The organism is Stenotrophomonas sp. PvP093, from assembly GCF_017876915.1.
Taxonomy (GTDB): Bacteria; Pseudomonadota; Gammaproteobacteria; order Xanthomonadales; family Xanthomonadaceae; genus Stenotrophomonas; species Stenotrophomonas muris.
On record NZ_JAGIOX010000004.1, the window covers coordinates 3,131,970 to 3,157,467 of the forward strand.

The following is a 25,498-nucleotide window of genomic DNA, read 5'->3' on the forward strand; positions in this document are numbered from 1 at the left end:
CGCTGCCGGCATCCCCCACAGGAGCCGCGCATGCGCCGGATGCTCTTGCCTGCCTGTCTGCTGCTGGCCGCGGCCCCCCTGTCCGCAGCGGCGGCCGAAGCCTGCGATGTGCCACCGCGTTTCGGCCTGAGCCCATTGGCGGTGGCCATCCGCAATACTGCCTGCAATGAACACCGGCTCTGGTTCCGGCCTTTCATCGATCGCGATGGCCGCGCGGCGAGCCTGAGTGTCACCGAGGCCGAGAACGAACATCTGGCCGACAACGGGCTGATTGCCTGGCAACGCGTGGCCGGCTACTGGCGCAACAGCGGCACGCTCAACGCGATGGGCAGCATCGCCGGCGCCAGCAGCTGTCTGGCACCACTGGGCACGCGCTACACCGACAGCGACTGCCGCACCTTCCTGATCGACAACCCGTGGTCGGCCGCGTTCATTTCCTGGGTGATGGTGCAGTCCGGCGTCCCCGGCTTCAACGCGTCGCCACGCCACATCGACTACATCCGTGCCGCGTACCAGGGCGGACCCTCGGGCGTGCCGTACCGGCTGGTCGATCCCGCGACCGCAAAGCCCGCACCGGGCGACCTGCTGTGCTTCCTGCGCGATCGCAGCACCACGCTCAGCTACAGTGGGCTGGTGCAGGCACTGGGCAACGGTTCGGTGGGCCACTGGAAATCACATTGCGAAGTAGTGGTGGCCGCCAACCTGGGGGGCGACCAGACCCTGTACCTGGTGGGCGGCAACGTGATGAACACGGTGGCGATGCGACTGCTGCCGCTGGACCGCACCGGGTTGATCAAGCTGCCGCCGGCGCGCGAACGCAACAGCACCGGCATCGAGCCCAGCTGCACGCCGGGCCGCGAGGACGAATGCAGCTTCAACCGCCAGGACTGGGCAGCGCTGCTGCAGCTGACGGCGACCGCGCCATTGGTGATGCCTTCGCCCTCCGCCGCGCCGATGCAGACGGTGCCGGCGACGGCGCCGTCTAACGTGCCCGCATCACCGATGTCCAGCGAACCGCAGCCACGGCGGTGAGTGCAGCGCTTGATCCAGCGCGCGTTCGCCGCCATCTTTGCCGGATCCACCTCTGACGGCTGACGCCATGCCCACCCTGCTGTTGTTGCTGATTGCCGGCGGAATCATCTATTTCTTCTGGAATGCGGCGCGTTCGGCCGCCGAGCGCGCGGTCGAGCTGGGCCGCAATGCCTGCCGCGCTGCCGACGTGCAGTGGCTGGATCAGGCGGTACATGCCACCGGCCTGCGACTGTCGCGTGGCGAGGACGGACGGCTCGGTTTCGAGCGCACCTTCAAGTTCGAGTATTCCTACGATGGCATCGATCGCCACGTGGGCCGCATGGTGCTGCGCGGCGACCAGCTGATCTCGTTCACCGGCCCCGGTGCCGCGCGGATCAGCCAGATCCGGCCGGATGTGGAGGATGCCGAGGATGTGTAAGAACTGAAGGTGTGCCGACCAACGGTCGGCACCCACACAATTCCGGCACCCACCGGTAAAACCTGCAAAGGAAGACGCCGCCCATCGGGGCGGCGTCGGAATGGTTACTTGACCACGCGCAGGTTCGGGCGGCCCTTGGGCGGCGGACTGGCCGGTGGCGTATCGTCCGGCGGCGTGCCGTCCTCGTGCAGCAGTTCGTCACTGGTCGGCGCGGTCTCGCTGCCCGGAATGTCATCCGGCAGCGCCATGCCCTGCCCGGTCTCGCGGGCATAGACCGCCAGCACGGCGCTGATCGGTACCTGCACCGGGTAGCTGGTGCCGGAGAAGCGGGCCGAGAAGCTCACCATTTCGTTGTCGATCATCAGCCGCACGACGGCGCGTTCGGCGATGTTGAGCACGACCCGGCCATCCTTGACCGCCGAAGGCGGCACCTGCACGCCGGGGACGCCGGCGTCGACCAGGATGTGCGGGGTCAGCTGGTTGTCGTTGATCCATTCCACCAGCGCCCGCAGCAGGTACGGGCGGTGGCTGGTCATGTGGAAGAAGTCTTCGGTCATGCGTGAAGTGTACGCGCCCGGCGCCCCGCCGGGGCGGATCGCCTGCACGCCGGTCGGCGTGCAGACGGGTTACGCAAGGTCGGATCAGACCGGCAGATCGCGCAGCTTCTTTTCCTGGTCGGTCAGGCTGCGGACGAAACCCGGGTGACGGAAGATGCGGTTGCCATAGTCCTCGATCGCCTTGCCGTCCTTCGGCAGCGGCACGTCCAGCGACTGCAGGCGCCAGATGATCGGTGCCATTGCACAGTCGGCCAGGCTCATTTCCGGATTGAGGAAGAACTTGCTGGCCTTGAACAGCGGCAGCGAGGCGGTCAGCAGTTCCTTCAGGCGCTTGCGGCCGGCCTCGGCCTGGGTCTTGTTGCCCAGCTGGATGGCCTGCACCTGCGGTACCCAGTCGTGCTCGATGCGCAGCATGGCCAAGCGGATACGCGCACGCGAGAGCGGATCGACCGGCATCAGCGGAGGATGCGGGTAGCGTTCGTCCAGGTATTCGCTGACCACCGACGCGGCGTACAGCACCAGCTCGCGCTCGACCAGGGTCGGCACCGAGTGGTACGGATTGAGATCGATCAGGTCTTCAGGCGGGTTCTGCGGATCGACCGGGACAAAGTCGAAGGTGACCCCCTTGGCCGCCAGCACCAGGCGTACCCGGTGGCACAGTACGTCGTCGTTCGAGGAAAACAGCGTCAGTGTATTGCGCATGCGTACGCTCGCCGCCATCAAAGGCTCTCCCACGACAGGAGACCGCCTGCCGCATCGGCGCCGCCGGCACCGTGCCAGCGGTCGACTCCACCCCGAGTGTGCAACCGACCATCACAAAAGCCAATAGGCCCGGGCGATGGCCGGCGGCAGAATCAGTGGACGTCCTTCCAGTATTCCTTCTTCAGCAGGTACAGCAGGAAAGTCAGCAGGGCCAGGAACAGGATCACCCATACGCCCAGCTGCTGCCGCTTGAGCGCGGCCGGTTCACCGGCGTATTCGAGGAAGTTGGTGATGTCCCGAACGGCCTGATCGTACTGGCCGGCATCGACCGACCCGGGCGTTTCGATCTTCAGGCCGGTCACCGGCGGGTCCATGCCAGGCGCTTCCGCCTTGCCGTGCACCGCATGCTGCAGGCCCTGCATCTCCCACAGCGGGTTGGGCATGGAGGCATTGGCGAACAGCGCGTTGTTCCAGCCCAGCGGGCGGCTGCTGTCCAGATAGAACGACTTGAGATAGGTGTAGACCCAGTCACTGCCTCGCACGCGCGAGATCAGGCTGAGATCGGGCGGCATCTTGCCGAACCACTTCTCCGCGTTCTCCTTGGGCATCGCCACCGGGATCGGGTCGCCGATCGCCGAGCCGGTGAAGTTGAGGTTGTTCATCACCTCTTCCTCGGTCAGGCCGAGGTCCTGCGCCATCCGCGAATAGCGCAGGTACTTCAATGCGTGGCAGCCGGAGCAGTAGTTCATGTACAGCTGCGCGCCGCGCTGCAGCGAGGCGCGGTCACCGAGGTCGTTGCCGGCCTGCAGCAGCGGGGTGCCGCCTTCGGCGGCGGAGGCCAGGAAACTGCCCAGCATCAGGGTGGCCGCCAGGGCCAGCCGGACCATCCAGCGCTCAGTCATGCGTGGTCACCCTCTCCGGTACCGGCTTGGTCCTGTCCAACCTTGTCCATAGCGGCATGGTGATGAAGAACGCGAAGTACAGGAAGGTCAACACCCGCCCGATGTAGGTCTCGTGCACATCGGTGCCCGGGCCGGAACCAATCACGCCCAGCCACACGAAGCACACCGCCAGCACGCCCAGCATCACCTTCGAGATCCAGCCGCGGTAGCGCACCGATTTCACCTTCGCCTTGTCCAGCCACGGCACCAGGAACAGGATCGCGATGGCCGAGAACATCACCAGCACGCCGCCCAGCTTGTTCGGCACCACGCGCAACATCGCGTAGTACGGCGTGTAGTACCAGACCGGCTTGATGTGTTCCGGGGTCACCAGGCGGTTGGCTTCGGTGAAGTTGTCGTGCTCCAGGAACAGGCCGCCGAAACCGGGGGCGAAGAAGATGATGAAGGCGGCGATGATCAGCAGGAAGCCGGCACCGACGCCATCCTTGAGCGTGTAGTACGGATGGAACGGAATGCCGTCGGCCGGGGCGTTCGGCGACCAGCGGTTGCCCTTGGGCCCCTTCTTGATCTCCACGCCATCGGGGTTGTTCGACCCCACCTCGTGCAGCGCGCCCAGGTGCAGCACCACCAGCAACAGCAGCACCAGCGGCAGTGCGATGACGTGCAGCGCGAAGAAGCGGTTGAGCGTGGCGTCACTGGGCAGGTAGTCGCCCATGATCCACTCGGTCAGGCCGTTGCCGATCACCGGTATCGCGCCGAACAGCGAAATGATCACCTTGGCGCCCCAGAACGACATCTGCCCCCACGGCAGCACGTAGCCCATGAAGGCTTCGGCCATCAGCACCAGGTAGATCAGCATGCCCAGGATCCACACCAGCTCGCGCGGCTTCTGGTAACTGCCGTACAGCAGGCCGCGGAACATGTGCAGGTAGACCACGATGAAGAACAGCGAGGCCCCGGTGGAGTGCATGTAGCGGATCAGCCAGCCCCACTCCACATCACGCATGATGTATTCGATGGAGCCGAACGCCTCGGCGGCGTTGGTCTTGTAGTGCATCGTCAGGAAGATGCCGGTGACGATCTGGTTGACCAGCACCAGCAGCGCCAGCGAACCGAAGTAGTACCAGATGTTGAAGTTCTTCGGCGCGTAGTACTCGGTGACATGCTTGCGGTAGACCGGCATCAGGCCCGGCGCGCGGGCATTGACCCAGTCGGCCACGCCGCTGGCGGTACGAGCGAGGATATTGGCCATCAGGCTGCCCCCTGCGGATCGACACCGATGATGATGGTGTTGTCGTCCTGGTAATGGTGCGCGGGCACCTTCAGGTTGATCGGCGCCGGCACGTCCTTGAAGACGCGGCCGGACATGTCGAAGCGCGACTTGTGGCAGGGGCAGAAGTAGCCGCCCTTCCACTGCGGGTCATAGGGTTCAGGCCGGATCTCGGCGACCATTTCCGGCGAACAGCCCAGGTGCGTGCACAGGCCGACCAGCACGGAAATGTCCGGCTTGATCGAGCGCAGCTCGGGGTTCTGCTTCAGCACGTAGTCCGGCTGCTGGTCCTTCTCGCCGGACTCGGGGTCCTTGAGGCGGCCATCGAGCCCGTGCAGTGCATCGAGGATCGCCTTGGACCGCTTGACGATCCAGATCGGCTGGCCACGCCATTCCACGATCAGGCGTTGGCCTTCCTGCAGGGCGCTGATGTCGGCCACCACCGGTGCGCCGGCAAGCTTGGCACGGGCACTGGGGTTCCAGGATTTGATGAAAGGAACAGCGGTGAATCCGACGCCGACGGCGCCCACCACGGCTGTGGTGGCAGAAAGAAAACGCCGACGTCCGGTGTTGACTGGATCGTGTACCCCATCGTTGGCCATCCGGCACTCCGATATTGATTAGGTAGCTTTAAGGCTGCCAGCGGATCCGGTGGGGGCCAGAGCCGCATTGAATCATGGGCGAGTGTAGCGGAACCGTCGAGCGCCACACAACGCATTGCAACAACATTGATTACGGGGCTGCCAGCCAGTGGCCGGTCGGTACCGGCCATTGCCCAAGGTTGCCGGCCAGCGGCCGGCACTACTGGTGCGTCAATGCGGTGCGGTAACGCTCGGCCAGCTGCCCGACCCGGCGCACGTAGTACTGGGTCTCGCTGTAGGGCGGCACGCCACCGTGGCGGTCAACCGCGCCTTCGCCCGCGTTGTAGCCAGCCGCGGCCAGGGTCAGGTCGCCATTGAAACGCTTCAACAACCACGCAAGATACTGCACGCCACCGCGGATGTTCTGCCCGGCATCGTAGGAATCGCTGACTCCGAAACGGGCCGCGGTTGGCGGCATCAGCTGCATCAGGCCCTGCGCGCCGGCGCGGCTGAGCGCGGTCGGGTTGTAGGCCGACTCGGCGTGGATGATGGCGCGCACCACGGCTTCGTCGACGCCGAACTCGCGCGCGGCCGAACTGATCTCGGTCTGGAACGCGGTGGTGTTCAACCGCACCGAACCGAAGTCCACGCGCGGGTTGACGCCACAGGCGTAGCAGCGCTCCATGAAACTGTAGCGGATGGTGCGCACCGGGCCGAGGTTGGCGACCTGGGTCGGGCGCGCACTGGTGTAGTGGCGCACGCCGTCCTTCATGAAGGAATAGACCTGGCCGCTGACCATGCGCCCGCTGCGCGAGGCGACCGGGGGCGCGGGTACGGCGGCTGGCGCAGCCGCCGGCGCCGCAGTGCTGGCCGCCACCGCCACCGGGTTGCGCTCGATGCTGGCCACGGTGGTCGGCGCCGGCTTCGGCGCGGCCACCACCGGGCGCGGTGCCGGGCGGAGGTCGCGGCTGTAGCTGATGGCGCTGCAGCGGGCCCCGGCCAGGCGCTTGCTGACATAGCTGGTGACCCCGTCGGCGCCCTGGCACTTGAACAGGGTGCCCGCGCTGGCCGGCGCAGCGGTCAGCGCAGCGATGATGATCGCCGTTGTCCCCAGTATCCCCTTCATGCCGGCGAGTGTCCCAGCTTCGCCGGGGCTTGCCAAGCGACGCGGCTCAGCCTGTGACCGGCGGCACAGCCAGCACCTGCCCCAATCCGGCCAGGCGCTGTGCCAGTTCATCGCGCAGGCCCGGCGGCGTGGTCCACACCGCCACCGGCACCCGGTCCAGGCTGAGGATCTGCGCCAGCATCATGCCGCGGCTCTCGGCGCCCATGCGCAGCAGGCAATGGTCGGGCCCATCGTCCTCCAGCACACCACACCAGGGCGGGATGCGGCCTTCCAGCTCGGCGCGGCTGCCGGCCAGGCGGACGATGGCCTGCAGGGCGAACGGGGCCTGGCTGACCGCCTGCCGCACCATCACATCCGGCGGTGCGGGCGTACGGCGGTGCATGCCCGGCTCGGCGCATTCGCGCACCGCGCCCATCCGGTCCACGCGCAGGGTGCGCCAGTCCTGCCGGCCCAGGTCCCAGGCCAGCAGGTACCAGCGCCGCCCGTAGTTGACCAGGTGCTGCGCCTCGACCTCGCGCTGGGTCACCGCTTCCTGGGCACTGCGGTATTCGAAGGCCAGCCGTGACGCCTGCCGGCAGTGCTGGGCCAGCTGCCCAAGCAGGCGTGCGTCGGTGGACGGAAGGTCGGACAGGGTGGCGGTGGCGGCATGCACCTCGCCGGCCTGCTGGCGGCGACGGGTCGGCACCAGCGGATCGAGCTTGGACAACAGGCCGCGCGCGGTGTCGTCGATGCCGGCGACGGTCGCCGAGGCCGCGCGCAGGGCGATGGCCAGGGTGGTCGCCTCCTCCTCGTCCAGCAGCATCGGCAGCACCGGCGCCCCTGCCCCCAGCTGGTAGCCGCCGCCAACCCCGGACGAGGCCCGGACCGGATAACCCAGCTCGCGCAGGCGCTCGACGTCACGGCGGATGCTGCGCCGGTCCACGCCCATGCGCTCGGCGAGCTCGGCCCCGGACCACTGGCGACGGGCCTGCAGCAGGGCGATCAGGCGCAGCAATCGATGGGCGGTATGGCGCATGAAGGATCGAGGACAGAAGTCGTCCGCAATAGTGCCCCAGGATGGCCTCCAGTTCACCACCCACCGCAAGGAGCAATGCCATGAATTCACGCCAGATCACCCTGTACCACGCCGCCCGTTCCCGCTCGAGCGGCGCCGTGGCCCTGCTCGAAGCACTGGGTGCCGACTACCGCATGCAGGTGCTGGACCTGAAGGCGGGCGCCAACCTGGCCCCGGCCTACCTGGCCATCAACCCGATGGGCAAGGTGCCGGCGATCGTCCACAACGGTGCGCTGGTGACCGAGCAGGTGGCGATCTATCTGTACCTGGCCGACCTGTATCCGGAGGCCGGCCTGGCACCGCCGATCGGCGACGCCCTGCGCGGGCCCTACCTGCGCTGGATGGCCTTCTATGGCGCCTGTTTCGAGCCGGCGATGATCGACAAGGCGATGCACCGCGAGCCGCCGCCGCGCCTGATGTCGCCGTACAACGACGCCGAGACCGTGCTGCAGGTGATCGAGGCCCAGCTGGCGCAGGGCCCCTACCTGCTCGGCGAGACGATGAGCGCCGCCGACGTGCTGTGGGGCAATGCGCTGGCCTGGACCACGGCCTTCGGCCTGGTGCAGCCCGCGCCGGCCACGGCCGATTACATCGCACGGATGAGCGCGATGACCGCCTTCGACCGTTCGCGGCAGATCGATGCGGAGCTGGCGGCGTAAGCAGCGGCCCCTTGTAGAGCCGAGCCCACGCTCGGCTGCTCCTCCGCCTTGCAAAGGCAGCCGAGCACGGGCTCGGCTCTACGGTCATGGCCACGCTGGGCATGGGCTCGGTTGCACGGGCGCGGCGGCTGGCGTGGGATGCGGGTAGAATTGCCCGCTTTCCCGCCACCCGAATGGATTAAGCGCCATGACCGGGACGCCAGACGTCTTTCCGCCCACCACACCGGGCGGTACCCCGCTCGTTGCCCTGCCCGCTGGTCCGCGCAAGCCCGACCAGGTGAAAGGCAAGCTGTACATCAAGACCCACGGTTGCCAGATGAACGAGTACGACTCGGCCAAGATGGCCGACGTGCTTGCCGCCAGCGATGGCCTGGAACTGACCGACAGCCCGGACGACGCCGACGTCATCCTGGTCAACACCTGCTCCATCCGCGAGAAGGCGCAGGAGAAGGTGTTCAGCCAGCTGGGCGTGTGGAAGGGCCTGAAGAACAAGGGCCGTGAAGTCATCATCGGCGTCGGCGGCTGCGTCGCCTCGCAGGAAGGCGAAGCGATCATCAAGCGTGCGCCGTTCGTCGACCTGGTGTTCGGCCCGCAGACCCTGCACCGGCTGCCGGAGCTGATCCGCGCACGCCGCGAACAGAAGCGCCCGCAGGTCGACATCAGCTTCCCCGAGATCGAGAAATTCGATCGCCTGCCCGAGCCGCGCGCCGAAGGACCCTCGGCATTCGTGTCGATCATGGAAGGCTGTTCCAAGTACTGTTCGTTCTGCGTGGTGCCCTACACCCGCGGCACCGAAGTCAGCCGCCCGTTCGAGGACGTGGTGGTGGAGGTGGCGCAGCTGGCCGCACAGGGCGTGCGCGAGATCAACCTGCTCGGGCAGAACGTCAACGCGTATCGCGGGCCCTATGGTGACGGTGAGTTCGCCGACCTCGGCCTGCTGATCCGCACCATCGCCGAGATCGATGGCGTTGGCCGCATCCGCTTCACCACCTCGCACCCGCTGGAGTTCAGCGATTCGCTGATCGATGCGTTCCGTGACGTGCCGCAGCTGGCCAACTTCCTGCACCTGCCGGTACAGGCCGGCAGCGACCGCGTGCTGTCGGCGATGAAACGCGGCTACACCGCGCTGGAGTTCAAGTCGAAGATCCGCAAGCTGCGGGCGGTGCGCCCGGACATCTCGATCAGCTCGGACTTCATCGTCGGCTTCCCCGGCGAGACCGACGCCGATTTCGAGAAGACCATGAAGCTGATCGAGGACATCGGCTTCGACCACAGCTTCTCCTTCATCTATTCGCGCCGCCCCGGCACGCCGGCCGCGGACCTGGAGGACACGATCAGCGATGCCGAGAAGCACGCGCGCCTGTCGCGCCTGCAGGAGCGCATCAATGCGCATGCCGCCGGCATTTCCGAGAAGATGGTCGGCACCGTGCAGACCGTGCTGGTGGAAGGGCCCTCGCGCAAGAACCCGAACGAGCTGACCGGCAAGACCGAGAACATGCGTTCGGTGAACTTCCCGGCGCCGGCGCGATTGATCGGCCAGTTCGTGGATGTGGTGATCACCGAAGCGCTGACCAATTCGCTGCGCGCGCGGGTGGTGGCGGAATGAATCTCCGGGTCGGAGCCCCAAAGGGGCTCCGACCCGCCGGCCCGATAAATTGGGGTCGGAGCCCCTGCGGGGATCCGACCCCCTGCCTTCAATCCAGGCGCTTGCGGAAACGCAGGATGGCCAGGGTCATCATCACCACGATGAAGGCCAGCAGCGCCAGCGCGTCGTGCCACAGCTCCCACAATGAGGCGCCGCGCAGCATGATGCCGCGCACCAGCCGCAGGAAGTGGGTCAGCGGCAGCACCTCGGCCAGCCACTGCACCGGCCGCGGCATGCCTGCGAACGGGAACATGAAGCCCGACAGCAGGATCGACGGCAGGAACAGGAACAGCGTCATCTGCATCGCCTGGAACTGCGAGCACGCACGCGTGGAGATCAGCAGGCCCAGCGCCAGGTTGGCCAGCACCAGCAGCACCGCGGCCAGATAGATGTCCAGCAGGCTGCCGCGAATGGGTACCTGGAACAGCCAGGTGCCCAGCACCAGCACCAGCGTGGTCTGCAGCAGGCCGATGGCCGCATAGGGCAGCACCTTGCCGACCATCAGCTCGCTGCGCGACACCGGCGTGGCGATCAGCAGTTCCATGTTGCCGCGCTCGCGTTCGCGCACCACCGCTACCGCCGTGAACATCACCAGGGTCATGGTCAGGATCACCCCGATCAGGCCCGGTACGATGTTCACCGCCGAGCGCCGCTGCGGGTTGTAGAAGCTGGTCACGCTGACCGGACCACTGGCGATGCTGCCTTCGCGCAGGGGACGGGTGTTGCTGGTCGGGCGCGTGTCCAGCGGCACCTGCGCCAGCTGGATCGCCGCGCTCTGCACCACGGTGTCACTGCCATCGACCAGCACCTGCACCGCCTCGCGTCCATCGAAGCGGCGACGCTCGAAGTCGGCCGGCACCACGATGCCGACACTGATCTCGCCACGGCGCAGCGCCTGCATCAGCTGGGCAGGCGTGTAGGCTTCGCTGCGCGGCGTGATCACGCCGGTGGCCACCATGTCCTGCACCAGCGCGCGCGAAGCGGCGCTGTTGGCCTGATCGGCGACACCCGCATCGAGATGACGCAGGTTGAGGTTGATCGCATAGCCGAACAGCAACAGCTGCATCACCGGAATGCCAACGATCATCGCCAGCGTGATGCGGTCGCGGCGCAGCTGCCGCAACTCCTTGAGCATGATCGCCCACAGCCGGCGCAGGTTCATGCCGCCGGCTCCCGGCCGCGGCCACGGGTGGCGGCCACGAACACATCTTCCAGGTTTGGCGCCACCGTCTGGATGCGGGCCTGCGGGTCAGCGTTGGCAAGTGCACGGGCCAGCACTGCGACGTCCGCTGCGCCCTCATTGCACAGCACGCGCAGCTGGGTGCCGATCTGCGCCACGCTCAGCACACCGGGCAGCTCAGACAGTGCGCGGCTGGCCTGCCGCGGCTGCGACGACGTGACCTGCAACGTGCGGCCGTCCAATCGTGCGCACAGCTCAGCCGGCGTGCCATCGGCAACCAGTGCACCACGATCCAGGATTGCCAGCCGGTGGCAGCGCTCGGCCTCGTCCATGTAGTGGGTCGACACCAGCACGGTGGTACCGGCGTCGGCAAGTTCAAACAGGGCTTCCCAGAAATCACGGCGCGATTCCGGATCGACCGCGCTGGTCGGCTCGTCCAGGAACAGCAGCTCGGGCGCGTGCACGACGGCGCCGGCCAGGGCGAGGCGCTGCTTCTGGCCACCGCTGAGGGTTCCGGCCAGCTGCGGCTGCCGGTCCAGCAGACGGTACTGCTGCAGCAGCTCGTCGACCCGCCGCCGGGCCTGCGCGCGTGGCAGATCCTGGATGGCGGCGAGGAATTCCAGGTTCTCGCGCACCGACAGGTCTTCATACAACGAGAAGCGCTGGGTCATGTAGCCGATGCGCCGGCGCAGTGCTTCGGCCTGCTCGGGAACCGCCAGCCCCAGCACCTGGATCTGCCCAGCGCTCGGCTCCAGCAGGCCGCACAGCATGCGGATGGTGGTCGACTTTCCGGATCCATTCGGCCCCAGGAAGCCGTACACCTGCCCGCGCGGCACGGTCAGGTCGACATTGTCCACGGCCAGAAGATCGCCGAAGCGGCGGGTCAAGCCCTGCGCATGCACCGCGATGTCGTCGCCGGTGTTCAGAAGCGCACCTGCACCGGCAGTCCGGCCGGAAGCTTCTGCATGTCGGTGGCCGTGTCCACTTCGATCTCGGCCAGATAGCTCAGGCGCTCGACGTCATCACCGGTCAGTGCGTAGTACGGGGTGAACGAGGGCTCGCTGCGGATTGAGCGCACGTGCCCCTTCAGCACGGTGCTGCCGTCTTCCAGCTGCACCTGCGCAGCCTGCCCGACCTTGACCTGCAGGCGCAGCGGCTGCGGCAGGTAGACGCGTGCATAGGGGCGCTCGCCGACCAGCATCACCGCCAGTGGCGCCCCGATCGGCGCCTGGTCACCCTGCCGGTAAGGCAGGGCATCGACAACACCATCGCGCGGCGCGCGCAGCTGCAGCTTCTGCAGGTTGACGCCCTGCACCACCTGCTGCGCCTGCGCGGCATCGGCGGCCGCCTGGCCCTGGGCGATGTCCTGCGCGCGGCTGCCGTGCACCAGTTCCAGCCAGGCCTGCTCGGCGGCCCGCACGCTGGCCTCGGCACTGCCGGCAGCCGCCCGTGCACGGTCCAGCTCGGAGGCGGCGATCAGGCGCTGGCGTGCCAGCGGTTGCACCCGACGGTAGTAGGCCGCGGCTTCAGCAGACTGCGCGCGCAACGCGGCCAGCTGCGCCTGGGCCTGCGCGATCTGTTCCTGGCGCGGGCCGATCTTCAGTTCTTCCAACTGGGCCTGCGCGCGCACCGTGTCGGCCTGCGCCGCGGCGAACTGCGCGTCGCCGCGGGCGGGGTCGAGCTGCATCAGCACTGCTCCGGCCTTGACCTGCTGCCCCTCGCGTACCTCCACCGTGGCGATCACTTCGGCCGCCGGCGCCGGCACCGTGATCCGGTCCCACTCCAGCGTGCCGAGCGCTGCAGGCGGCGCCTGCCCACACCCGGCCAGCAGGCCGATACCCACCAATCCGATTCCACGCATCCCATTGCCGATGCCCATGCCATCCCCTCCTGCGACGGCGCCACGGTGCCATCCGCCCCGTGCACCCTCTATGATTCCGATCAGCCCTGACGGTTTTTTCACCACGCGTTGGCGAGCCTTTGGCTGCAAGGCTCCGCGCCACCTATCCACAGGTTGATTCGGCATCATTCCACAACCGGTGTGGAAAACCGGCAACACGGGATCCTGTTGCTCGCCTGGCAGCGGAACCTGCGCTGCGATCACGAAGAACGCCGGCGTGCCCGGGAAGTTCTCGGCCACGCGCTGCGACGTGCCCTCCCTCCCGGTCCGCCCGTCCTGCGGGTGCCGGCACGCCCGGGTCCGTGACGATTTTTTCACCACCCCCTCATGACGCTTGTGGCACAAGCACTGTAGAGGTCTATCCACAGGTTTCCGCAGCCCCCGTCCACACCGGGTGTGGAAAAGCATGTATCGACCCCGTGCTGGCCGCGCGCCCGCTGCGCGCGCTACCCTTGTCCTCCCTGAATACACTGCGGTGGAAGGCTTCCGCCCCACCCAAGGCAATGAAAAGCATCGAACATCGAGACTTCACCCTGTCGCCGGAAGACACCGAGCGGCTGGCCAACCTGTGCGGCCCCTTCGATGGGCACCTGCGCCAGATCGAGCTGAAGCTCGGCGTGGAGATCGCCAACCGCGGTTTCGTGTTCCGCATCAGCGGGCCCAACGAAGCCATCGTCGAGGCGCAGAAGCTGGTTGAAGCGCTGTACGCCGAAGCCGGCGAAACCACCTTCGACAACCACGCCATCCACCTGCGCCTGGCGCAGGCCAACGTCGAGCAGATCGCCGAACGCTCCTACGAAGCGCAGGAGGTGGCGATCAAGGTCAAGCGCGGCACGGTGCGCGGCCGCGGTGCCAACCAGGGCCGCTACCTGCACCAGATCGCCACGCATGACATCAACTTCGGCATCGGCCCGGCCGGCACCGGCAAGACCTTCCTTGCCGTGGCCAGCGCGGTCGAAGCGCTGAACGAATCACGGGTGCAGCGCCTGATCCTGGTGCGCCCGGCGGTGGAGGCCGGCGAGAAGCTGGGCTTCCTGCCCGGTGACCTGAGCCAGAAGGTCGACCCCTACCTGCGACCGCTGTACGACGCCCTCTACGAGATGATGGGCGTGGAGAAGGTGGTCAAGCTGCTGGAAAAGAACGTCATCGAAATCGCGCCGCTGGCCTACATGCGTGGCCGCACGCTCAACGATGCCTTCGTGATCCTGGACGAAGCACAGAACACCACCATCGAGCAGATGAAGATGTTCCTGACCCGCCTCGGCTACGGTTCCACCGCCGTGGTCACCGGCGACCTGACCCAGACCGATCTCCCCAAGCACGTGAAGTCCGGCCTGCGCGATGCCATCGACGTGCTGCGCGAGGTCGAGGGCGTCAGCTTCACCTTCTTCGAGTCGCGCGACGTGGTCCGCCACCCGCTGGTGGCGCGCATCGTCAGCGCCTACGATCGCCGTGACCTGCATCAGATCCAACCTGGAGCAACTCCATGACCCGTGGTCCCGTGCGACTGGACGTCGCCGTCAGTTATGCCCTGCCGCGCACCGGCCTGCCGGCGGCGGTCAGCTTCCGCAAGTGGGTGGCTGCTGCGCTGAAAGGCCGCATCCGCGAGGCCGACCTGGCCATCCGCGTGGTCGATGCCAAGGAAGGGCAGTCACTGAACCGCCATTATCGCGGCAAGGATTACGCGACCAACGTGCTCAGCTTCCCGGCCGAAGTGCCCGAAGGGCTGCCCAAGGGCGTGAAGTTTCCGCTGCTGGGCGACCTGGTGATCTGCGCACCGGTGGTGGCCCGCGAGGCCGATGAACAGGGCAAGGCGCTCAACGCCCACTACGCACACCTGACCGTGCACGGCGTGCTGCACCTGCTCGGCTGGGACCACGAGGACGACAAGGAAGCCGACGCCATGGAACAGCTGGAGCGCGAGATCCTGGCCGAGCTCGGCATCGCCGACCCCTACGCCGGCGAGCGCTGAGGCCCACGCACACCGGGATCTTCACGGAGGACGCGCCCATCGCGCTGCTGCCCGCACTCATCGCCGCTCTTCTGCAGGTGACCACTGCCCCGGGCATCGACCCCGGCCGGGAACGACCGTCGCCGTTCCCGGCCAGCGACAGCGCCGCCGACATTGCCGCCAAGGTCGCCGAGGTGCAGGCGTTCTTTGACGTCAGCCAACAGACGGCGCGTCAGGCGGTCGCCGAGGCGCAGCAGCACGCATTGATGGAACGTTTGAAAGCGCGCCACGCGGCACGCCTCGCCGGAATCTGGGTGGACAACGCGGCAGGTTGGAACGTCGTCGTTCGACTGAGTGGCCCAGCACCCGCGGCCGATGAGACACATCCAGGGGCGGATGGCCCGCAACGCGTGCGCTACATCACCGGCGCCGCGATGACCGAAGCGGAGATGCAGCGCCGCCTGCACGCACAGCGGGACTGGCTGCTGGCCCAGCTGCCCGACCTGTTCGGCTATAGCCTGGATGTCACGACCGGGGAACTGGAGGTTGAGCTGCGGGATACCCCGGCCAACCGCGCGACGGCGGCGGCCGTGCGCGATCACCTGCAGGTGCAACTGGGCTATCCGGTCAGGCTGCGCTGGTACCCTGCGACCACGCGCCGGTATCCGCCCTGATTGCCTTGGGGCGCTCGCGATGGCTGGCCGGGACCGGTACGATCACCGGCCTGCCTCCCGTTGCGGATCCCGTGCCCGTGCTGCGTATTGCCCTGCCCCTGCTGCTCGCCGTGTCCGCCCCGGCCGCTGCCCTGGACCTGCCGGCCCTGATTGAATGCCGCCAGGGCGTGGCCGAGCAGGCCGCGTTGGCGCCCCTGCTGGCTGATCCACTGAAAGCCGTCGCCCACGGCCTGCAGCCGCTGCCGCAGGGCAACCAGTTCATGAGCGAGTACCGGCTGGCCCAGCCGATCAGCGTGTTCGGCGCCCGCACCGAACGGGTCGCCGTGGCCGGGTCCAGCGTCATGGCGATCCTCGACCAGGCCGATCCGCGGCCGCTGGCCAGGCAGCTGGGGCTGGAGACCGGCTACGACCAGGACGGCAAGTTCATGGCCGGCCGCGAGCTGGTCAGCCGCGACGTGACCGATCCGAAGACCGGCGAGGCCCGGATCGAGTCGATCATCCTCAGCGTCTCCACCGTGGCCTCCCATCCCGGCAAAACCCTGGCCGGCTGCACCTACAGCCTGGACCTGCCCGAGGAAGAAGCCCCCGCCCGGCCTGAACTGGCCCCGCCGCCGATCACCGGACCGGGCAGCGACGGTCACTGACAGGCCGCCACATCCTGCTAGACTTGGGCCAACGCCCGGCTTGCCGGGTGCCCTTTTTCCAGAGATGTCAGAAGACGACAGTAGTAGCTCCGCACAGGAGCCCAGTGAAAAGAAGCGCGGCTGGCTTGAACGCCTGACCTCCGCCTTCTCCGGCGAACCCCATACCCGCGACGAGCTGGTCGCTGTCCTGCACACCGCGCAGGAAGAGGGCCTGATCGCCGCCGATACCCTGAAGATGATGGAAGGCGCCATTTCGGTGGCCGAGCTGACCGTGGGCGACGTGATGATCTCGCGCTCGCAGATGGTTTCGCTGCCGGTCGAAGCGCCCTTCCTGGAACTGATGAAGCAGGTGGTCGAATCCGGCCATTCGCGCTTCCCGGTGCACGGCGAGAACAAGGACGACATCCTTGGCATCCTGCTGGCCAAGGACCTGCTGCGCGGCGTGGTCGCCGACAACGGCCCGGCCAACGTGCGCGAGCTGCTGCGCCCGGCAGTGCTGATCCCGGAGGCGAAGAAGCTCAACGTGCTGCTGAAGGAATTCCGCCTGTCACGCAACCACATGGCCATCGTGGTCGACGAGTACGGCGGTGTCGCCGGCCTGGTCACCATCGAGGACGTGCTGGAACAGATCGTCGGCGAGATCGACGACGAGCATGACGAGGCCGAGGATCCGTCGGCGCAGATCGCCATCCAGTCCGACGGCCAGTACGTGGTCGACGCGCTGACCCCGATCGGCGACTTCAACGAACGCTTCGGCGCTACCTTCTCCGACGAGGACTACGACACCATCGGTGGCCTGGTCACCGAGGCCGTGGGCCACCTGCCGGAAGTCGGTGACGAGCTGGCGCTGGACCGCTTCATGTTCCGCGTGGCCCGCGCCGATGCGCGCCGGGTCCAGGCCTTCCACGTGACCGTGCTGCCGCCGGACGCGCAGGACGACGCTTGAAGCGCGGCGCCCTTCTGGCACTGCGCCTGAGGCTGTGGCTGGCACTGTGCGTGCTGGCCACGGCCCTGCCGCTGGCCGCCTTCGCGCAGCCGGCGGCACCCGCTCCTGCTGCACCCGCCGCCAGCGCCGAGGCTCCCGCCCCGCGCATCGGGGTGGTGACCATGCAGCCGGGCACGGTGTTCTTCGAGCGCTTCGGCCACGACGCCATCGTCGTGATCGATCCGCTCAGCGGCGAAGCGACCTCGTACAACTTCGGCTACTTCGATCCGTCCGAGGACGATTTCATCAGCCGCTTCGTGCGCGGCGACATGATGTACTACCTGGTGGCGCTGCCGCTGCAGCAGGACCTGTCGTACTACGACGAGACCGGCCGCGGCGCCAGCGTGCAGTGGCTGGACCTGCGCCCGGAGCAGGCACGTACACTGGCCGACGACCTGGCCGAGCGGGCCAAGCCGGAAAACGCGCGCTACCACTACGACTACTACACCGCCAACTGCGCCACGATGGTACGCGACACGGTGGACAAGGCGCTGGGTGGCGGCCTGCAGTCGCAGCTGTCGGGGCGCTCGCGCGGCAATACCTACCGCAGTGAATCGGTGCGCCTGGCCTCGCCGGCACCATGGATGTGGCTGGGCTTCGATGTCGGCCTCGGGCCGTTCGCCGACCAGCCGCTGTCGCGCTGGCAGGAAGCCTTCGTGCCGATGCGCCTGGCCGATGCGCTGCGCCAGGCACGCAACAGCGATGGCCGGCCGCTGGTGCAGTCCGAACAGGAACTGCTGCCGCACCGCATCGACCCGGAGCCGAAGGAATTCGCACGCCGTTGGTGGCCGTGGCTGCTGCTTGGGCTGGTCGTGGCCGGCGGCGTGCTGGCGCTGCGCAACCGCCCGCGCCTGCTGGCCGGGCTGGCCCTGCCGTTCTGGCTGCTGTGTGCCATCGCCGGCAGCCTGCTGGTGTTCCTGTGGGGCTTCAGCACCCACTACGCCGCCTGGGCCAACCGCAACCTGCTGCTGCTTTCGCCACTGGCCGTGCTGCTGCTGCCAGGCGCGATCGCGCTGCTGCGCCGGCGCGCGCCGGGCCGCATGTTCAGGGTCGTGCTGTGGCTGCTGGCGGTGCAGGCCTTGGCGGCGCTGGTGCTGCACTGGCTGAGCCTGCAGGCGCAGTACAACGTGCAGTGGATCGTGCTTCTGCTGCCCGTCCACGTCGCGCTGGCATGGGTACTGGGGCGCCGTCCTCACTTGTCCGAAACACGGCACTGACGCACGATGGCGGGCATGTCATTGCCCGCCTCCGCTTCCGCCCCTGCCTCGGCCAATCCCGCCTGCGTCATCAACTGCGTCCACTACGATGACGACGGCAAACGCCACGACATCAGCCTGGATGCCATCAGCGATGTCATTGCCAGTGGCAACGGCTTCGTCTGGGTCGGCCTGTACGACCCCAACGACGATGTGCTGCTGAAACTGCAGGAAGAGTTCTGCCTGCACGACCTGGCCATCGAGGACGCGCGCAATGCGCACCAGCGGCCCAAGGTCGAGACCTACGGCAATTCGCTGTTCGTGGTGGTGACCACCGCGCAGATGGTGGACGAACGCATCCAGTACGGCGAAACCCACGCCTTCCTCGGCCCGCGTTTCCTGGTGACGGTGCGCCACGGCGCCTCGCTGTCCTACGCCCCGGTGCGTGCACGGGTCGAGCGTGAACCGCAGCTGCTGAAGATGGGCCCGTCGTACTGCCTGTACGCGGTGACCGACTTCGTGGTCGACAACTACCTGCCGATCGTGCACCGCTTCCGCGACACCCTGGACATGCTGGAAAAGGACATCTTTGCCGACAGCTACAAGCGCAGCACGGTGGTACGGCTTTACGAGCTCAAGCGCGAACTGAACAAGATGCGGATGGCGGTGGCACCGCTGCAGGATGTGCTGGCGCAGCTGCGCCGCTACCAGGGTGACCTGATTCCCGATGAAGTGAAGCTCTACGTGCGCGACGTGCATGACCACGCGGTACGCATCAACGATGTGATCGACACCCTGCGCGAGATGCTCGGCACCGCGCTCAGCGTCAACCTGTCGCTGGTGACGCTGGCGCAGGGCGAGACGGTCAAGCGCCTCGGCGCCTGGGCCGCGCTGCTGGCGGCGCCGACGCTGATCACCAGCTGGTACGGCATGAACTTCAGCCACATGCCGGAGCTGAGCCAGCCGTGGTCATATCCGCTGATGATTGTCGGCGTGGGCGGCGTGTGCGTGGGCCTGTACCGGTTGTTCAAGCGCGCGAAGTGGTTGTAGCGCGTATCGACCAACGGTCGATACCCACCATGCACGGGGGGGCGTCGATACCCGGCAATCCGGTAGGCCACGACCGTTGGTCGTGGCACATGCCCCGCTTCTGGTAGCGCCGGCCGCTGGCCGGCAACCAGGGCAATGCCGGCCAGTGGCCGGCACTACCGTTCGGCATCAAGCCACGTAGACGGTCTTGATGTTCATGAACTCGTGGATGCCGTGGTCGGCCAGCTCCCGGCCGAAGCCGGACTGCTTGCTGCCACCGAACGGCAGCCGAGCGTCGCTCTTGACGATGGCGTTGACGAACGCGGCGCCGCATTCCATGCGCTGCGCGAAGGCTTCGCCGCGCACCGGGTCGCGCGTCCACACGCTGCCGCCCAGGCCGAAGCGGGTGTCGTTGGCCACGCGCAGCGCCTCGGCCTCATCCTTGACCCGGATCACCGCAGCCACCGGCCCGAACAGCTCCTCGTCGTAGGCCGGCATGCCTGGGCCGACCCGATCGAGCACGGTCGCCGGATAGCCCGCATGGGTGCCGGCAATGGGCTCGCCGCCGACCAGAACGCGCGCGCCCTTGGCGACGCTGGCCTGCACCTGCTTGTGCAGTTCGTCGCGCAGATCGGCACGGGCCATCGGCGCCAGCGTGGTGCCACGCTCACTGGGATCGCCATACTGGCGCTGGCCCGCGGCTTCAACGAAGCGTCGGGTGAAGTCATCGGCGACCGCATCGACCGCGATGAAGCGCTTGGCCGCAATGCAGGTCTGCCCGCTGTTGTCGAAACGCGACTTCACCGCCGCCGCCACGGCCTTGTCGAGGTCGGCATCGTCGAGTACCACGAAGGCATCGCTGCCACCCAGCTCCATCACCGACTTCTTCAGCTGGCTGCCGGCATTGGAGGCGATCGAGCGCCCTGCCCGTTCGCTGCCGGTCAGCGTCACCGCCTTCACCCGTGCGTCGCGCAGCACCTCGGCAGCCTGGTCGTTGTCGATGTGCAGCACGTCGAACACGCCCTCAGGCAGGCCTCCGTCACGACACACCGCCAGGATCAGGTCGGCGCACTGCGGCACGTTGCTGGCGTGCTTGAGCAGGGCCACGTTGCCGGCCATGAACGCCGGGGCCAGGAAACGGAACACCTGCCAGACCGGGAAATTCCATGGCATCACCGCGAACACGCAGCCGATCGGCTCGTAACGCACGTAGCTGCGCTGGGCTTCGGTATCGATCAGCTGCGGCTTGAGATAGTCGGCCGCGTGGTCGGCGTAGTACTCGCAGGCGGCAGCGCACTTGTCGACCTCGGCCAGCGCCTCGGCCTTGAGCTTGCCCATCTCATGGGTCATCGCCTGCTGCAGGTCGTCGCGACGCGTGCGCAGCTGCGCGGCGATCTGGCGAAGGACGGCACCGCGATCCTGCAGCGAGCGATCGGCCCAGCCGGGGAAGGCATCGGCGGCAGCCTGCAGGCGCTGCTCGATGTCAGCAGCGCCCATCAGTTCATGGCGGTAGGTCACCTGGCCGGTGGCCGGGTCGATGATCTCGACGGTCATGGGGGATCTCCATCTGGAAGACCCCCATTGTGCGCCGCTGTCCGTGAGCCGGGTGTTGCCGGCGCTGTCGACAGGCCGTGTGCTCAGCCGTTGTCCTGCCGCGCCAGCTGCAGGTCGCGCTGGCGCCGCTTCTCGGCGCGGGCGTTGATGTACCAGCCGATCACCGCAGCGATCGACACCGCCGACACCAGCAGCGTGGCCAACGCGTTGATCTTCGGACTGATGCCCATGCGCACCGAAGCGAACACCTTCATCGGCAGCGTGGTCGAGCCCGGCGTGGCCACGAAGCTGGCCACCACCACGTCATCCAGCGACAGGGTGAAGGCCAGCAGCCAACCCGCCACCAGCGCCGGCGCGATGATCGGCAGGGTGATGCGGGTGAACACGGTCAACCGGCTGGCGCCAAGGTCCATCGCCGCTTCTTCCAGCGACAGGTCCATTTCCTGCAGGCGCGAGGACACCACCACGGTGACGAAGCAGAGGGTGAAGGTCACGTGCGCGATCCAGATGGTGGCCAGGCCACGCGCCGGGAAGCCGGGAATCGCGCCCATCGATGCCAGCAGCGCCATCAGCGAGAAGCCCAGGATCACGTCCGGCATCACCAGCGGCGCGGTCACCAGCGCGCCGAACAGTGGCTTGCCACGGAATCGCTTGAAGCGGGTCATCACCATCGCCGCCAGCGTACCCAGCACGGTGGCGGTACAGGCGGTCCAGAACGCCACCACCAGGCTGGTCCACATCGCGTCCATCAGCGCGCGGTCGGCGAACAGGTCGCTGTAGGCGCGGGTGGAGAACCCGGCCCAGACCATCGCCAGCCGCGAGCTGTTGAACGAGTAGAACATCAACAACAGGATCGGCAGGTACAGGAAGGCGAAGCCGAGCAGCAGCACGCCCAGCCCCAGGCCCTTGGCGGTACGCGGGCTCATGCCTGCTTCCCTTCCAGCAGGCGCTGCTGGGAACGGTTGAACAGCAGGATCGGCACCAGCAGCAACAGGATCATCGCCACCGCCATCGCCGAAGCGCCCGGCCAGTTGCGGTTGTTGAAGAACTCGTTCCACAGCTGGCGGCCGACCATCAGCGTCTCCGAACCACCGAGCATTTCCGGGATCACGAACTCACCCACCGCCGGGATCATCACCAGCATGCAGCCTGCGATGATGCCGGCCTTCGACAGCGGCAACGTGATGCGCAGGAACGCCTGCCACGGCTTGGCGCCGAGGTCGTAGGCCGCTTCCAGCAGGCGGTGGTCATGCTTGACCAGGTTGGCGTACAGCGGCAGCACCATGAACGGCAGGTAGCAGTAGACGATGCCGATATAGGCGGCGGTCGGCGTATCGATCAGCTGCAGTTTCGGCAGCCCCATCGACGTCATCAGCGTCTGCAGGCCGGTGAACTGCAGGAACTGGTCGAGCAGGCCATTGCGGTCCAGGATTGCCTTCCACGCATACACGCGGATCAGGAACGAGGTCCACGACGGCAGCACCACCAGCATCATCGCCACGTTGCGTGCGGCCGGCGACAGGCGCGCGATGGCATAGGCCATCGGATAGCCGATCAGCAGGGTGAAGAAGGTGGAGATCGCCGCGATCTTGATCGAGCTCAGGAACGCCTGCGCATAGATCGAATCGCGGAACAGCGCCAGGTAGTTCTCCAGGTTCAGCTTCAGCGAGAAGCCGCCGTCGGCGTACTGCAGCAGCCAGGTATACGGCGGCGAGCCGACCCGGCTGAGCGAGAAGCTGATCATCAGCACGATCAGGAACGGCACTGCGAAGAACAGCAGCAGCCACAGGTACGGAATGCCGATCACCGTGGCACGCAGCCCCGGCAGCCAGCGCTTCAGGCCGGCGACGCTCATGAGGTCAGCACCACGCCGTCGTTGTCACGCCAGTGCACCCATACGCTGTCACCCCAGGTCAGGCCGTCGCTGGCCCAGCGCTGCGAGTTGGCGAAGTTGGCCAGCACCTTGGCGCCGCTGGGCAGCCGCACGTGGTAGACCGAATGGCTGCCGAAATAGGCGATGTCCTCGATCACGCCCTGTGCTTTGTTGGTGTGCCCATCCGGCTCGTCCTTGCCGATCATCACCTTCTCCGGGCGCAGCGCGAATGCGACCGGCTGCCCTTCGTAACAGGTGATGCCATGGGCGATGTAGATCGGCGCCGGGAACAGCGGCGAGCGCACGGTCACGTATTCGGGCAGGTCCTCGTCGATCACCCCGTCGAACAGGTTGACCGAGCCGATGAACTCGGCAACGAAGCGGTTGGCCGGCTGCTCGTAGACCTCGTCCGGCTTGCCGACCTGCTGGATCCAGCCGGCATCCATCACCGCGATGCGGGTGGCCATGGTCATCGCTTCTTCCTGGTCGTGGGTGACCATCACGCAGGTCACGCCCGACGATTCGATGATGCTGACCAGTTCCAGCTGCATCTGCGAGCGCAGCTTCTTGTCCAGTGCGCCCATCGGCTCGTCCAGCAGCAGCAGCTTCGGCCCCTTGGCCAGCGACCGCGCCAGCGCCACGCGCTGCTGCTGGCCACCGGACAGCTGGTGCGGCTTCGGCCCCTTGGCCAGCGACCGCGCCAGCGCCACGCGCTGCTGCTGGCCACCGGACAGCTGGTGCGGCTTGCGCTTGCCCAGGTGGCCCATCTGCACCAGGTCGAGCATCTCGCCGACGCGCTTGCTGATCGCGTCCTTGCCCAGGCCATCCTGCTTCAGGCCAAAGGCAATGTTCTGCTCCACCGTCATGTGCGGGAACAGCGCATAGGACTGGAACATCATGTTGACCGGCCGCTGGTACGGCGGCAGCGCGTCCAGGCGCTGGCCATCGACGGTGATGCTGCCCTTGGTGGGCGTCTCGAAGCCGCCCAGGCAGCGCAGCAGGGTCGACTTGCCGCTGCCGGAGCCACCGAGCAGGGCAAAGATCTCGCCCTTGCGCACGTCCAGATTGACGTCGTCGACGGCGACGAAACCGTCGAATTCCTTGCGCAAATCACGAATGGAGAGATAGCCGGGCGCACCGGTCGTGTCGACGACGGCGGCTACCGGCTGGGCTTCAACGGGCATGGGAGCTCCGGGAGCGGGCGGTGGACAGCGGCCGCCATTCTAACGGCCGGGGGCTGCAGGGGATATGACGGCGACGGGTGGCACCCACCGGGCCGGGGGGATCTGCAGATCTGGTGGGGGCCGACCGTTGGTCGGCCCTGCCGGAAAAGCATGCCGACCAACGGTCGGCACCCACCTGCCAGCCAGCCCTTAGCGCCCGGTCTTCACCTCGGTCCACAGCCGGGTGTAGAGCTTGTCGGTCTCCGGCGTGTTGATCGAGTAGGTGAACATCTTCTCGGCCACGTCGGCCGGCGGGTAGATGGTCGGGTCGGTACGGATCGCCTCGTCCACCAGCGGGGTCGCGGTCGGCACCGGGTTGGCGTAGTGGATGAAGTTGGTGTTGGCCGCGGCAACCTTCGGCTGCAGCAGGTAGTTGATGAAGGCGTACGCGGCTTCCGGATGCTTGGCGTCCTTCGGGATCGCCAGCATGTCGAACCACTGCGGTGCGCCTTCCTTCGGGATCGAATAGGCCACGTGCACGCCATTGCTGGCTTCCTCGGCGCGGTCGCGGGCCTGGATGATGTCACCCGACCAGCCGACCACCAGGCAGGTACCGCCGTTGGCCAGCGAACCCACGTACTGCGAGGAGTGGAAGTTCTGCACGTACGGGCGGATCGACTTCAGCAGGTCGGCGGCCTTCTGCAGCTCGGCCGGGTCGCCGCTGTGCGGGTCCAGGCCCAGGTAATGCAGTGCGATCGGGATCATGTCCGCCGGCGTGTCCAGGATGGTCACGCCGCAGTCCTTCATCTTGCTGATGTTCTCCGGCTTGAACACCAGGTCCCAGCTGTTGGCGATGTCGGCGCTGCCGCCGAAGCGCTGCTTCAGCATGTCCACGTTGTAGCCGATGCCGGTGGTGCCGATCATGTACGGCACGCCGTACTGGTTGCCCGGGTCCTGGGTGGCGATGCGCTTCATCACCGCCGGATCGAGGTTGGCCAGGTTCGGGATCTTGCTCTTGTCCAGCGGCAGGAACACACCGGCCTGGATCTGGCGACCGAAGAAGTTCAGGGTCGGCACCACCACGTCATAGCCGCTGTTGCCGGCCAGCAGTTTGGTCTCGACCATCTCGTCACTGTCGAACACATCGTAGGTCACCTTGATCCCGCTCTCCTTCTCGAAGGTCGGAATGGTGTCCTCGGCGATGTAATCGCTGTAGTTGTAGACGTTCAGGACCTGGCTGTCCTGCGCGCCGCCATTGCCACCGCCACAGGCGGCGAGCATGGCGGAGGCCAGGCCGAGCGTGAGGATACGCAGCTTCATCGGGTGCTCCAGAATGCGGGAAGGGGGGCCGGCGGGGCCGGCGACGGGTGCCAGCCTACCCCCCGGCGGCGGATTTTTCTATT

The 25,498-nt window shown here is 67.1% G+C and carries 26 protein-coding genes; 11 read left to right on the forward strand and 15 right to left on the reverse strand.

Annotated features, from left to right (window positions below):
- The first annotated feature begins 30 nt into the window (after positions 1 to 30).
- Both J3A72_RS17185 and J3A72_RS17190 read left to right on the forward strand, forming a co-directional pair.
- Positions 31 to 1,032, forward strand: a complete 1,002-nt coding sequence (locus J3A72_RS17185; protein ID WP_014646585.1) for a DUF2272 domain-containing protein — start codon at positions 31 to 33, stop codon at positions 1,030 to 1,032.
- A 67-nt stretch (positions 1,033 to 1,099) separates the two neighbouring features.
- On the forward strand, positions 1,100 to 1,450 hold the full coding sequence (locus tag J3A72_RS17190) for a DUF3301 domain-containing protein (RefSeq protein WP_005415950.1): 351 nt from the start codon (positions 1,100 to 1,102) through the stop codon (positions 1,448 to 1,450).
- A gap of 104 nt (positions 1,451 to 1,554) precedes the next feature.
- Here J3A72_RS17190 and J3A72_RS17195 read toward each other — a convergent pair whose 3' ends face one another.
- The 7 genes from J3A72_RS17195 to J3A72_RS17225 form a co-directional block, all read right to left on the reverse strand.
- Entirely contained in the window at positions 1,555 to 2,007 is a 453-nt protein-coding gene (locus tag J3A72_RS17195) for a ClpXP protease specificity-enhancing factor (RefSeq protein WP_014646584.1), read from the reverse strand.
- A gap of 84 nt (positions 2,008 to 2,091) precedes the next feature.
- Positions 2,092 to 2,727 carry a glutathione S-transferase N-terminal domain-containing protein gene (locus tag J3A72_RS17200; RefSeq protein WP_005408842.1) on the reverse strand — a complete coding sequence of 212 codons (636 nt, stop codon included), beginning with the start codon at positions 2,725 to 2,727 and terminating at the stop codon, positions 2,092 to 2,094.
- Between the two features lie 134 nt (positions 2,728 to 2,861).
- The gene (locus tag J3A72_RS17205; protein ID WP_032960911.1) at positions 2,862 to 3,611 is read right to left on the reverse strand and encodes a cytochrome c1; all 750 of its coding nucleotides are present in this window, start codon (positions 3,609 to 3,611) and stop codon (positions 2,862 to 2,864) included.
- Positions 3,604 to 4,863: a cytochrome bc complex cytochrome b subunit gene (locus J3A72_RS17210; protein ID WP_014646581.1), complete on the reverse strand. Its 1,260-nt coding sequence runs from the start codon at positions 4,861 to 4,863 to the stop codon at positions 3,604 to 3,606. The genes J3A72_RS17205 and J3A72_RS17210 overlap by 8 nt, the downstream gene beginning before the upstream one ends.
- The gene (petA, locus tag J3A72_RS17215) at positions 4,863 to 5,483 is read right to left on the reverse strand and encodes a ubiquinol-cytochrome c reductase iron-sulfur subunit (protein ID WP_004151998.1); all 621 of its coding nucleotides are present in this window, start codon (positions 5,481 to 5,483) and stop codon (positions 4,863 to 4,865) included. The genes J3A72_RS17210 and petA overlap by 1 nt, the downstream gene beginning before the upstream one ends.
- Positions 5,484 to 5,682: 199 nt before the next feature.
- On the reverse strand, positions 5,683 to 6,588 hold the full coding sequence (locus J3A72_RS17220; RefSeq protein WP_046429799.1) for a lytic transglycosylase domain-containing protein: 906 nt from the start codon (positions 6,586 to 6,588) through the stop codon (positions 5,683 to 5,685).
- A 46-nt stretch (positions 6,589 to 6,634) separates the two neighbouring features.
- Complete coding sequence (locus J3A72_RS17225; RefSeq protein WP_014646579.1) at positions 6,635 to 7,603, reverse strand: WYL domain-containing protein; 969 nt, start codon at positions 7,601 to 7,603, stop codon at positions 6,635 to 6,637.
- 80 nt (positions 7,604 to 7,683) lie between these two features.
- Between J3A72_RS17225 and J3A72_RS17230 the strand changes: the two genes are divergently transcribed.
- Both J3A72_RS17230 and miaB read left to right on the forward strand, forming a co-directional pair.
- Positions 7,684 to 8,301 carry a glutathione S-transferase gene (locus J3A72_RS17230; protein ID WP_014646578.1) on the forward strand — a complete coding sequence of 206 codons (618 nt, stop codon included), beginning with the start codon at positions 7,684 to 7,686 and terminating at the stop codon, positions 8,299 to 8,301.
- A 187-nt stretch (positions 8,302 to 8,488) separates the two neighbouring features.
- Entirely contained in the window at positions 8,489 to 9,907 is a 1,419-nt protein-coding gene (gene miaB, locus J3A72_RS17235; protein WP_014646577.1) for a tRNA (N6-isopentenyl adenosine(37)-C2)-methylthiotransferase MiaB, read from the forward strand.
- Positions 9,908 to 9,995: 88 nt separating this feature from the next.
- Here miaB and J3A72_RS17240 read toward each other — a convergent pair whose 3' ends face one another.
- From J3A72_RS17240 to J3A72_RS17250, 3 genes are read right to left on the reverse strand one after another with little or no spacing between them, the layout of a single operon-like run.
- Complete coding sequence (locus J3A72_RS17240) at positions 9,996 to 11,108, reverse strand: ABC transporter permease (RefSeq protein ID WP_075075692.1); 1,113 nt, start codon at positions 11,106 to 11,108, stop codon at positions 9,996 to 9,998.
- Entirely contained in the window at positions 11,105 to 12,028 is a 924-nt protein-coding gene (locus J3A72_RS17245; protein WP_075075691.1) for an ABC transporter ATP-binding protein, read from the reverse strand. The genes J3A72_RS17240 and J3A72_RS17245 overlap by 4 nt, the downstream gene beginning before the upstream one ends.
- A gap of 20 nt (positions 12,029 to 12,048) precedes the next feature.
- Complete coding sequence (locus J3A72_RS17250; protein ID WP_075075690.1) at positions 12,049 to 13,005, reverse strand: HlyD family efflux transporter periplasmic adaptor subunit; 957 nt, start codon at positions 13,003 to 13,005, stop codon at positions 12,049 to 12,051.
- Between the two features lie 524 nt (positions 13,006 to 13,529).
- Between J3A72_RS17250 and J3A72_RS17255 the strand changes: the two genes are divergently transcribed.
- From J3A72_RS17255 to J3A72_RS17285, 7 genes are all read left to right on the forward strand, one after another.
- Positions 13,530 to 14,516, forward strand: coding sequence for a PhoH family protein (locus J3A72_RS17255; RefSeq protein WP_032960924.1), 987 nt, complete (start codon positions 13,530 to 13,532; stop codon positions 14,514 to 14,516).
- Positions 14,513 to 14,998 (forward strand): rRNA maturation RNase YbeY, encoded by a 486-nt coding sequence (ybeY, locus tag J3A72_RS17260; protein WP_014036587.1) that lies wholly within the window; start codon positions 14,513 to 14,515, stop codon positions 14,996 to 14,998. The genes J3A72_RS17255 and ybeY overlap by 4 nt, the downstream gene beginning before the upstream one ends.
- Positions 14,999 to 15,075: 77 nt before the next feature.
- The gene (locus J3A72_RS17265; RefSeq protein WP_230374531.1) at positions 15,076 to 15,651 is read left to right on the forward strand and encodes a hypothetical protein; all 576 of its coding nucleotides are present in this window, start codon (positions 15,076 to 15,078) and stop codon (positions 15,649 to 15,651) included.
- Between the two features lie 77 nt (positions 15,652 to 15,728).
- The gene (locus J3A72_RS17270) at positions 15,729 to 16,295 is read left to right on the forward strand and encodes a hypothetical protein (protein WP_014646571.1); all 567 of its coding nucleotides are present in this window, start codon (positions 15,729 to 15,731) and stop codon (positions 16,293 to 16,295) included.
- Positions 16,296 to 16,359: 64 nt separating this feature from the next.
- On the forward strand, positions 16,360 to 17,241 hold the full coding sequence (locus J3A72_RS17275; RefSeq protein WP_014036584.1) for a transporter associated domain-containing protein: 882 nt from the start codon (positions 16,360 to 16,362) through the stop codon (positions 17,239 to 17,241).
- The gene (locus J3A72_RS17280) at positions 17,238 to 18,497 is read left to right on the forward strand and encodes a DUF4105 domain-containing protein (RefSeq protein ID WP_075075688.1); all 1,260 of its coding nucleotides are present in this window, start codon (positions 17,238 to 17,240) and stop codon (positions 18,495 to 18,497) included. The genes J3A72_RS17275 and J3A72_RS17280 overlap by 4 nt, the downstream gene beginning before the upstream one ends.
- 6 nt (positions 18,498 to 18,503) lie before the next feature.
- Positions 18,504 to 19,526: a magnesium and cobalt transport protein CorA gene (locus J3A72_RS17285; RefSeq protein WP_075075687.1), complete on the forward strand. Its 1,023-nt coding sequence runs from the start codon at positions 18,504 to 18,506 to the stop codon at positions 19,524 to 19,526.
- Positions 19,527 to 19,694: 168 nt separating this feature from the next.
- Here the strand turns inward: J3A72_RS17285 and J3A72_RS17290 are convergent, their stop codons facing one another.
- From J3A72_RS17290 to J3A72_RS17310, 5 genes are all read right to left on the reverse strand, one after another.
- Entirely contained in the window at positions 19,695 to 21,059 is a 1,365-nt protein-coding gene (locus J3A72_RS17290; RefSeq protein ID WP_075075686.1) for an NAD-dependent succinate-semialdehyde dehydrogenase, read from the reverse strand.
- Positions 21,060 to 21,142: 83 nt separating this feature from the next.
- On the reverse strand, positions 21,143 to 21,985 hold the full coding sequence (locus J3A72_RS17295; protein WP_005415928.1) for an ABC transporter permease subunit: 843 nt from the start codon (positions 21,983 to 21,985) through the stop codon (positions 21,143 to 21,145).
- Positions 21,982 to 22,914, reverse strand: a complete 933-nt coding sequence (locus J3A72_RS17300; protein WP_014646567.1) for an ABC transporter permease subunit — start codon at positions 22,912 to 22,914, stop codon at positions 21,982 to 21,984. Before J3A72_RS17300 ends, J3A72_RS17295 begins: the two co-directional genes overlap by 4 nt.
- A complete protein-coding gene (locus J3A72_RS17305) occupies positions 22,911 to 24,116 on the reverse strand; it encodes an ATP-binding cassette domain-containing protein (RefSeq protein WP_209572059.1) in 1,206 nt (401 codons plus the stop codon). The genes J3A72_RS17300 and J3A72_RS17305 overlap by 4 nt, the downstream gene beginning before the upstream one ends.
- A gap of 189 nt (positions 24,117 to 24,305) precedes the next feature.
- Positions 24,306 to 25,415, reverse strand: coding sequence for a polyamine ABC transporter substrate-binding protein (locus J3A72_RS17310; RefSeq protein ID WP_014646565.1), 1,110 nt, complete (start codon positions 25,413 to 25,415; stop codon positions 24,306 to 24,308).
- Between the last annotated feature and the right edge of the window lie 83 nt (positions 25,416 to 25,498).

Excerpts from the sequence above, each read along its gene's own strand:
- J3A72_RS17210 (WP_014646581.1), bottom strand. The coding sequence starts at position 4,863 with ATGGCCAATATCCTCGCTCGTACCGCCAGCGGCGTGGCCGACTGGGTC.
- petA (WP_004151998.1), bottom strand. The coding sequence starts at position 5,483 with ATGGCCAACGATGGGGTACACGATCCAGTCAACACCGGACGTCGGCGT.
- miaB (WP_014646577.1), top strand. The coding sequence starts at position 8,489 with ATGACCGGGACGCCAGACGTCTTTCCGCCCACCACACCGGGCGGTACC.
- J3A72_RS17295 (WP_005415928.1), bottom strand. The coding sequence starts at position 21,985 with ATGAGCCCGCGTACCGCCAAGGGCCTGGGGCTGGGCGTGCTGCTGCTC.
- J3A72_RS17225 (WP_014646579.1), bottom strand. The coding sequence starts at position 7,603 with ATGCGCCATACCGCCCATCGATTGCTGCGCCTGATCGCCCTGCTGCAG.
- J3A72_RS17220 (WP_046429799.1), bottom strand. The coding sequence starts at position 6,588 with ATGAAGGGGATACTGGGGACAACGGCGATCATCATCGCTGCGCTGACC.
- J3A72_RS17285 (WP_075075687.1), top strand. The coding sequence starts at position 18,504 with ATGGCGGGCATGTCATTGCCCGCCTCCGCTTCCGCCCCTGCCTCGGCC.
- J3A72_RS17230 (WP_014646578.1), top strand. The coding sequence starts at position 7,684 with ATGAATTCACGCCAGATCACCCTGTACCACGCCGCCCGTTCCCGCTCG.
- J3A72_RS17185 (WP_014646585.1), top strand. The coding sequence starts at position 31 with ATGCGCCGGATGCTCTTGCCTGCCTGTCTGCTGCTGGCCGCGGCCCCC.
- J3A72_RS17250 (WP_075075690.1), bottom strand. The coding sequence starts at position 13,005 with ATGGGCATCGGCAATGGGATGCGTGGAATCGGATTGGTGGGTATCGGC.
- J3A72_RS17310 (WP_014646565.1), bottom strand. The coding sequence starts at position 25,415 with ATGAAGCTGCGTATCCTCACGCTCGGCCTGGCCTCCGCCATGCTCGCC.
- J3A72_RS17290 (WP_075075686.1), bottom strand. The coding sequence starts at position 21,059 with ATGACCGTCGAGATCATCGACCCGGCCACCGGCCAGGTGACCTACCGC.
- J3A72_RS17275 (WP_014036584.1), top strand. The coding sequence starts at position 16,360 with ATGTCAGAAGACGACAGTAGTAGCTCCGCACAGGAGCCCAGTGAAAAG.
- J3A72_RS17240 (WP_075075692.1), bottom strand. The coding sequence starts at position 11,108 with ATGAACCTGCGCCGGCTGTGGGCGATCATGCTCAAGGAGTTGCGGCAG.
- J3A72_RS17255 (WP_032960924.1), top strand. The coding sequence starts at position 13,530 with ATGAAAAGCATCGAACATCGAGACTTCACCCTGTCGCCGGAAGACACC.
- J3A72_RS17305 (WP_209572059.1), bottom strand. The coding sequence starts at position 24,116 with ATGCCCGTTGAAGCCCAGCCGGTAGCCGCCGTCGTCGACACGACCGGT.
- J3A72_RS17300 (WP_014646567.1), bottom strand. The coding sequence starts at position 22,914 with ATGAGCGTCGCCGGCCTGAAGCGCTGGCTGCCGGGGCTGCGTGCCACG.
- J3A72_RS17205 (WP_032960911.1), bottom strand. The coding sequence starts at position 3,611 with ATGACTGAGCGCTGGATGGTCCGGCTGGCCCTGGCGGCCACCCTGATG.
- J3A72_RS17195 (WP_014646584.1), bottom strand. The coding sequence starts at position 2,007 with ATGACCGAAGACTTCTTCCACATGACCAGCCACCGCCCGTACCTGCTG.
- J3A72_RS17190 (WP_005415950.1), top strand. The coding sequence starts at position 1,100 with ATGCCCACCCTGCTGTTGTTGCTGATTGCCGGCGGAATCATCTATTTC.
- J3A72_RS17200 (WP_005408842.1), bottom strand. The coding sequence starts at position 2,727 with ATGGCGGCGAGCGTACGCATGCGCAATACACTGACGCTGTTTTCCTCG.
- ybeY (WP_014036587.1), top strand. The coding sequence starts at position 14,513 with ATGACCCGTGGTCCCGTGCGACTGGACGTCGCCGTCAGTTATGCCCTG.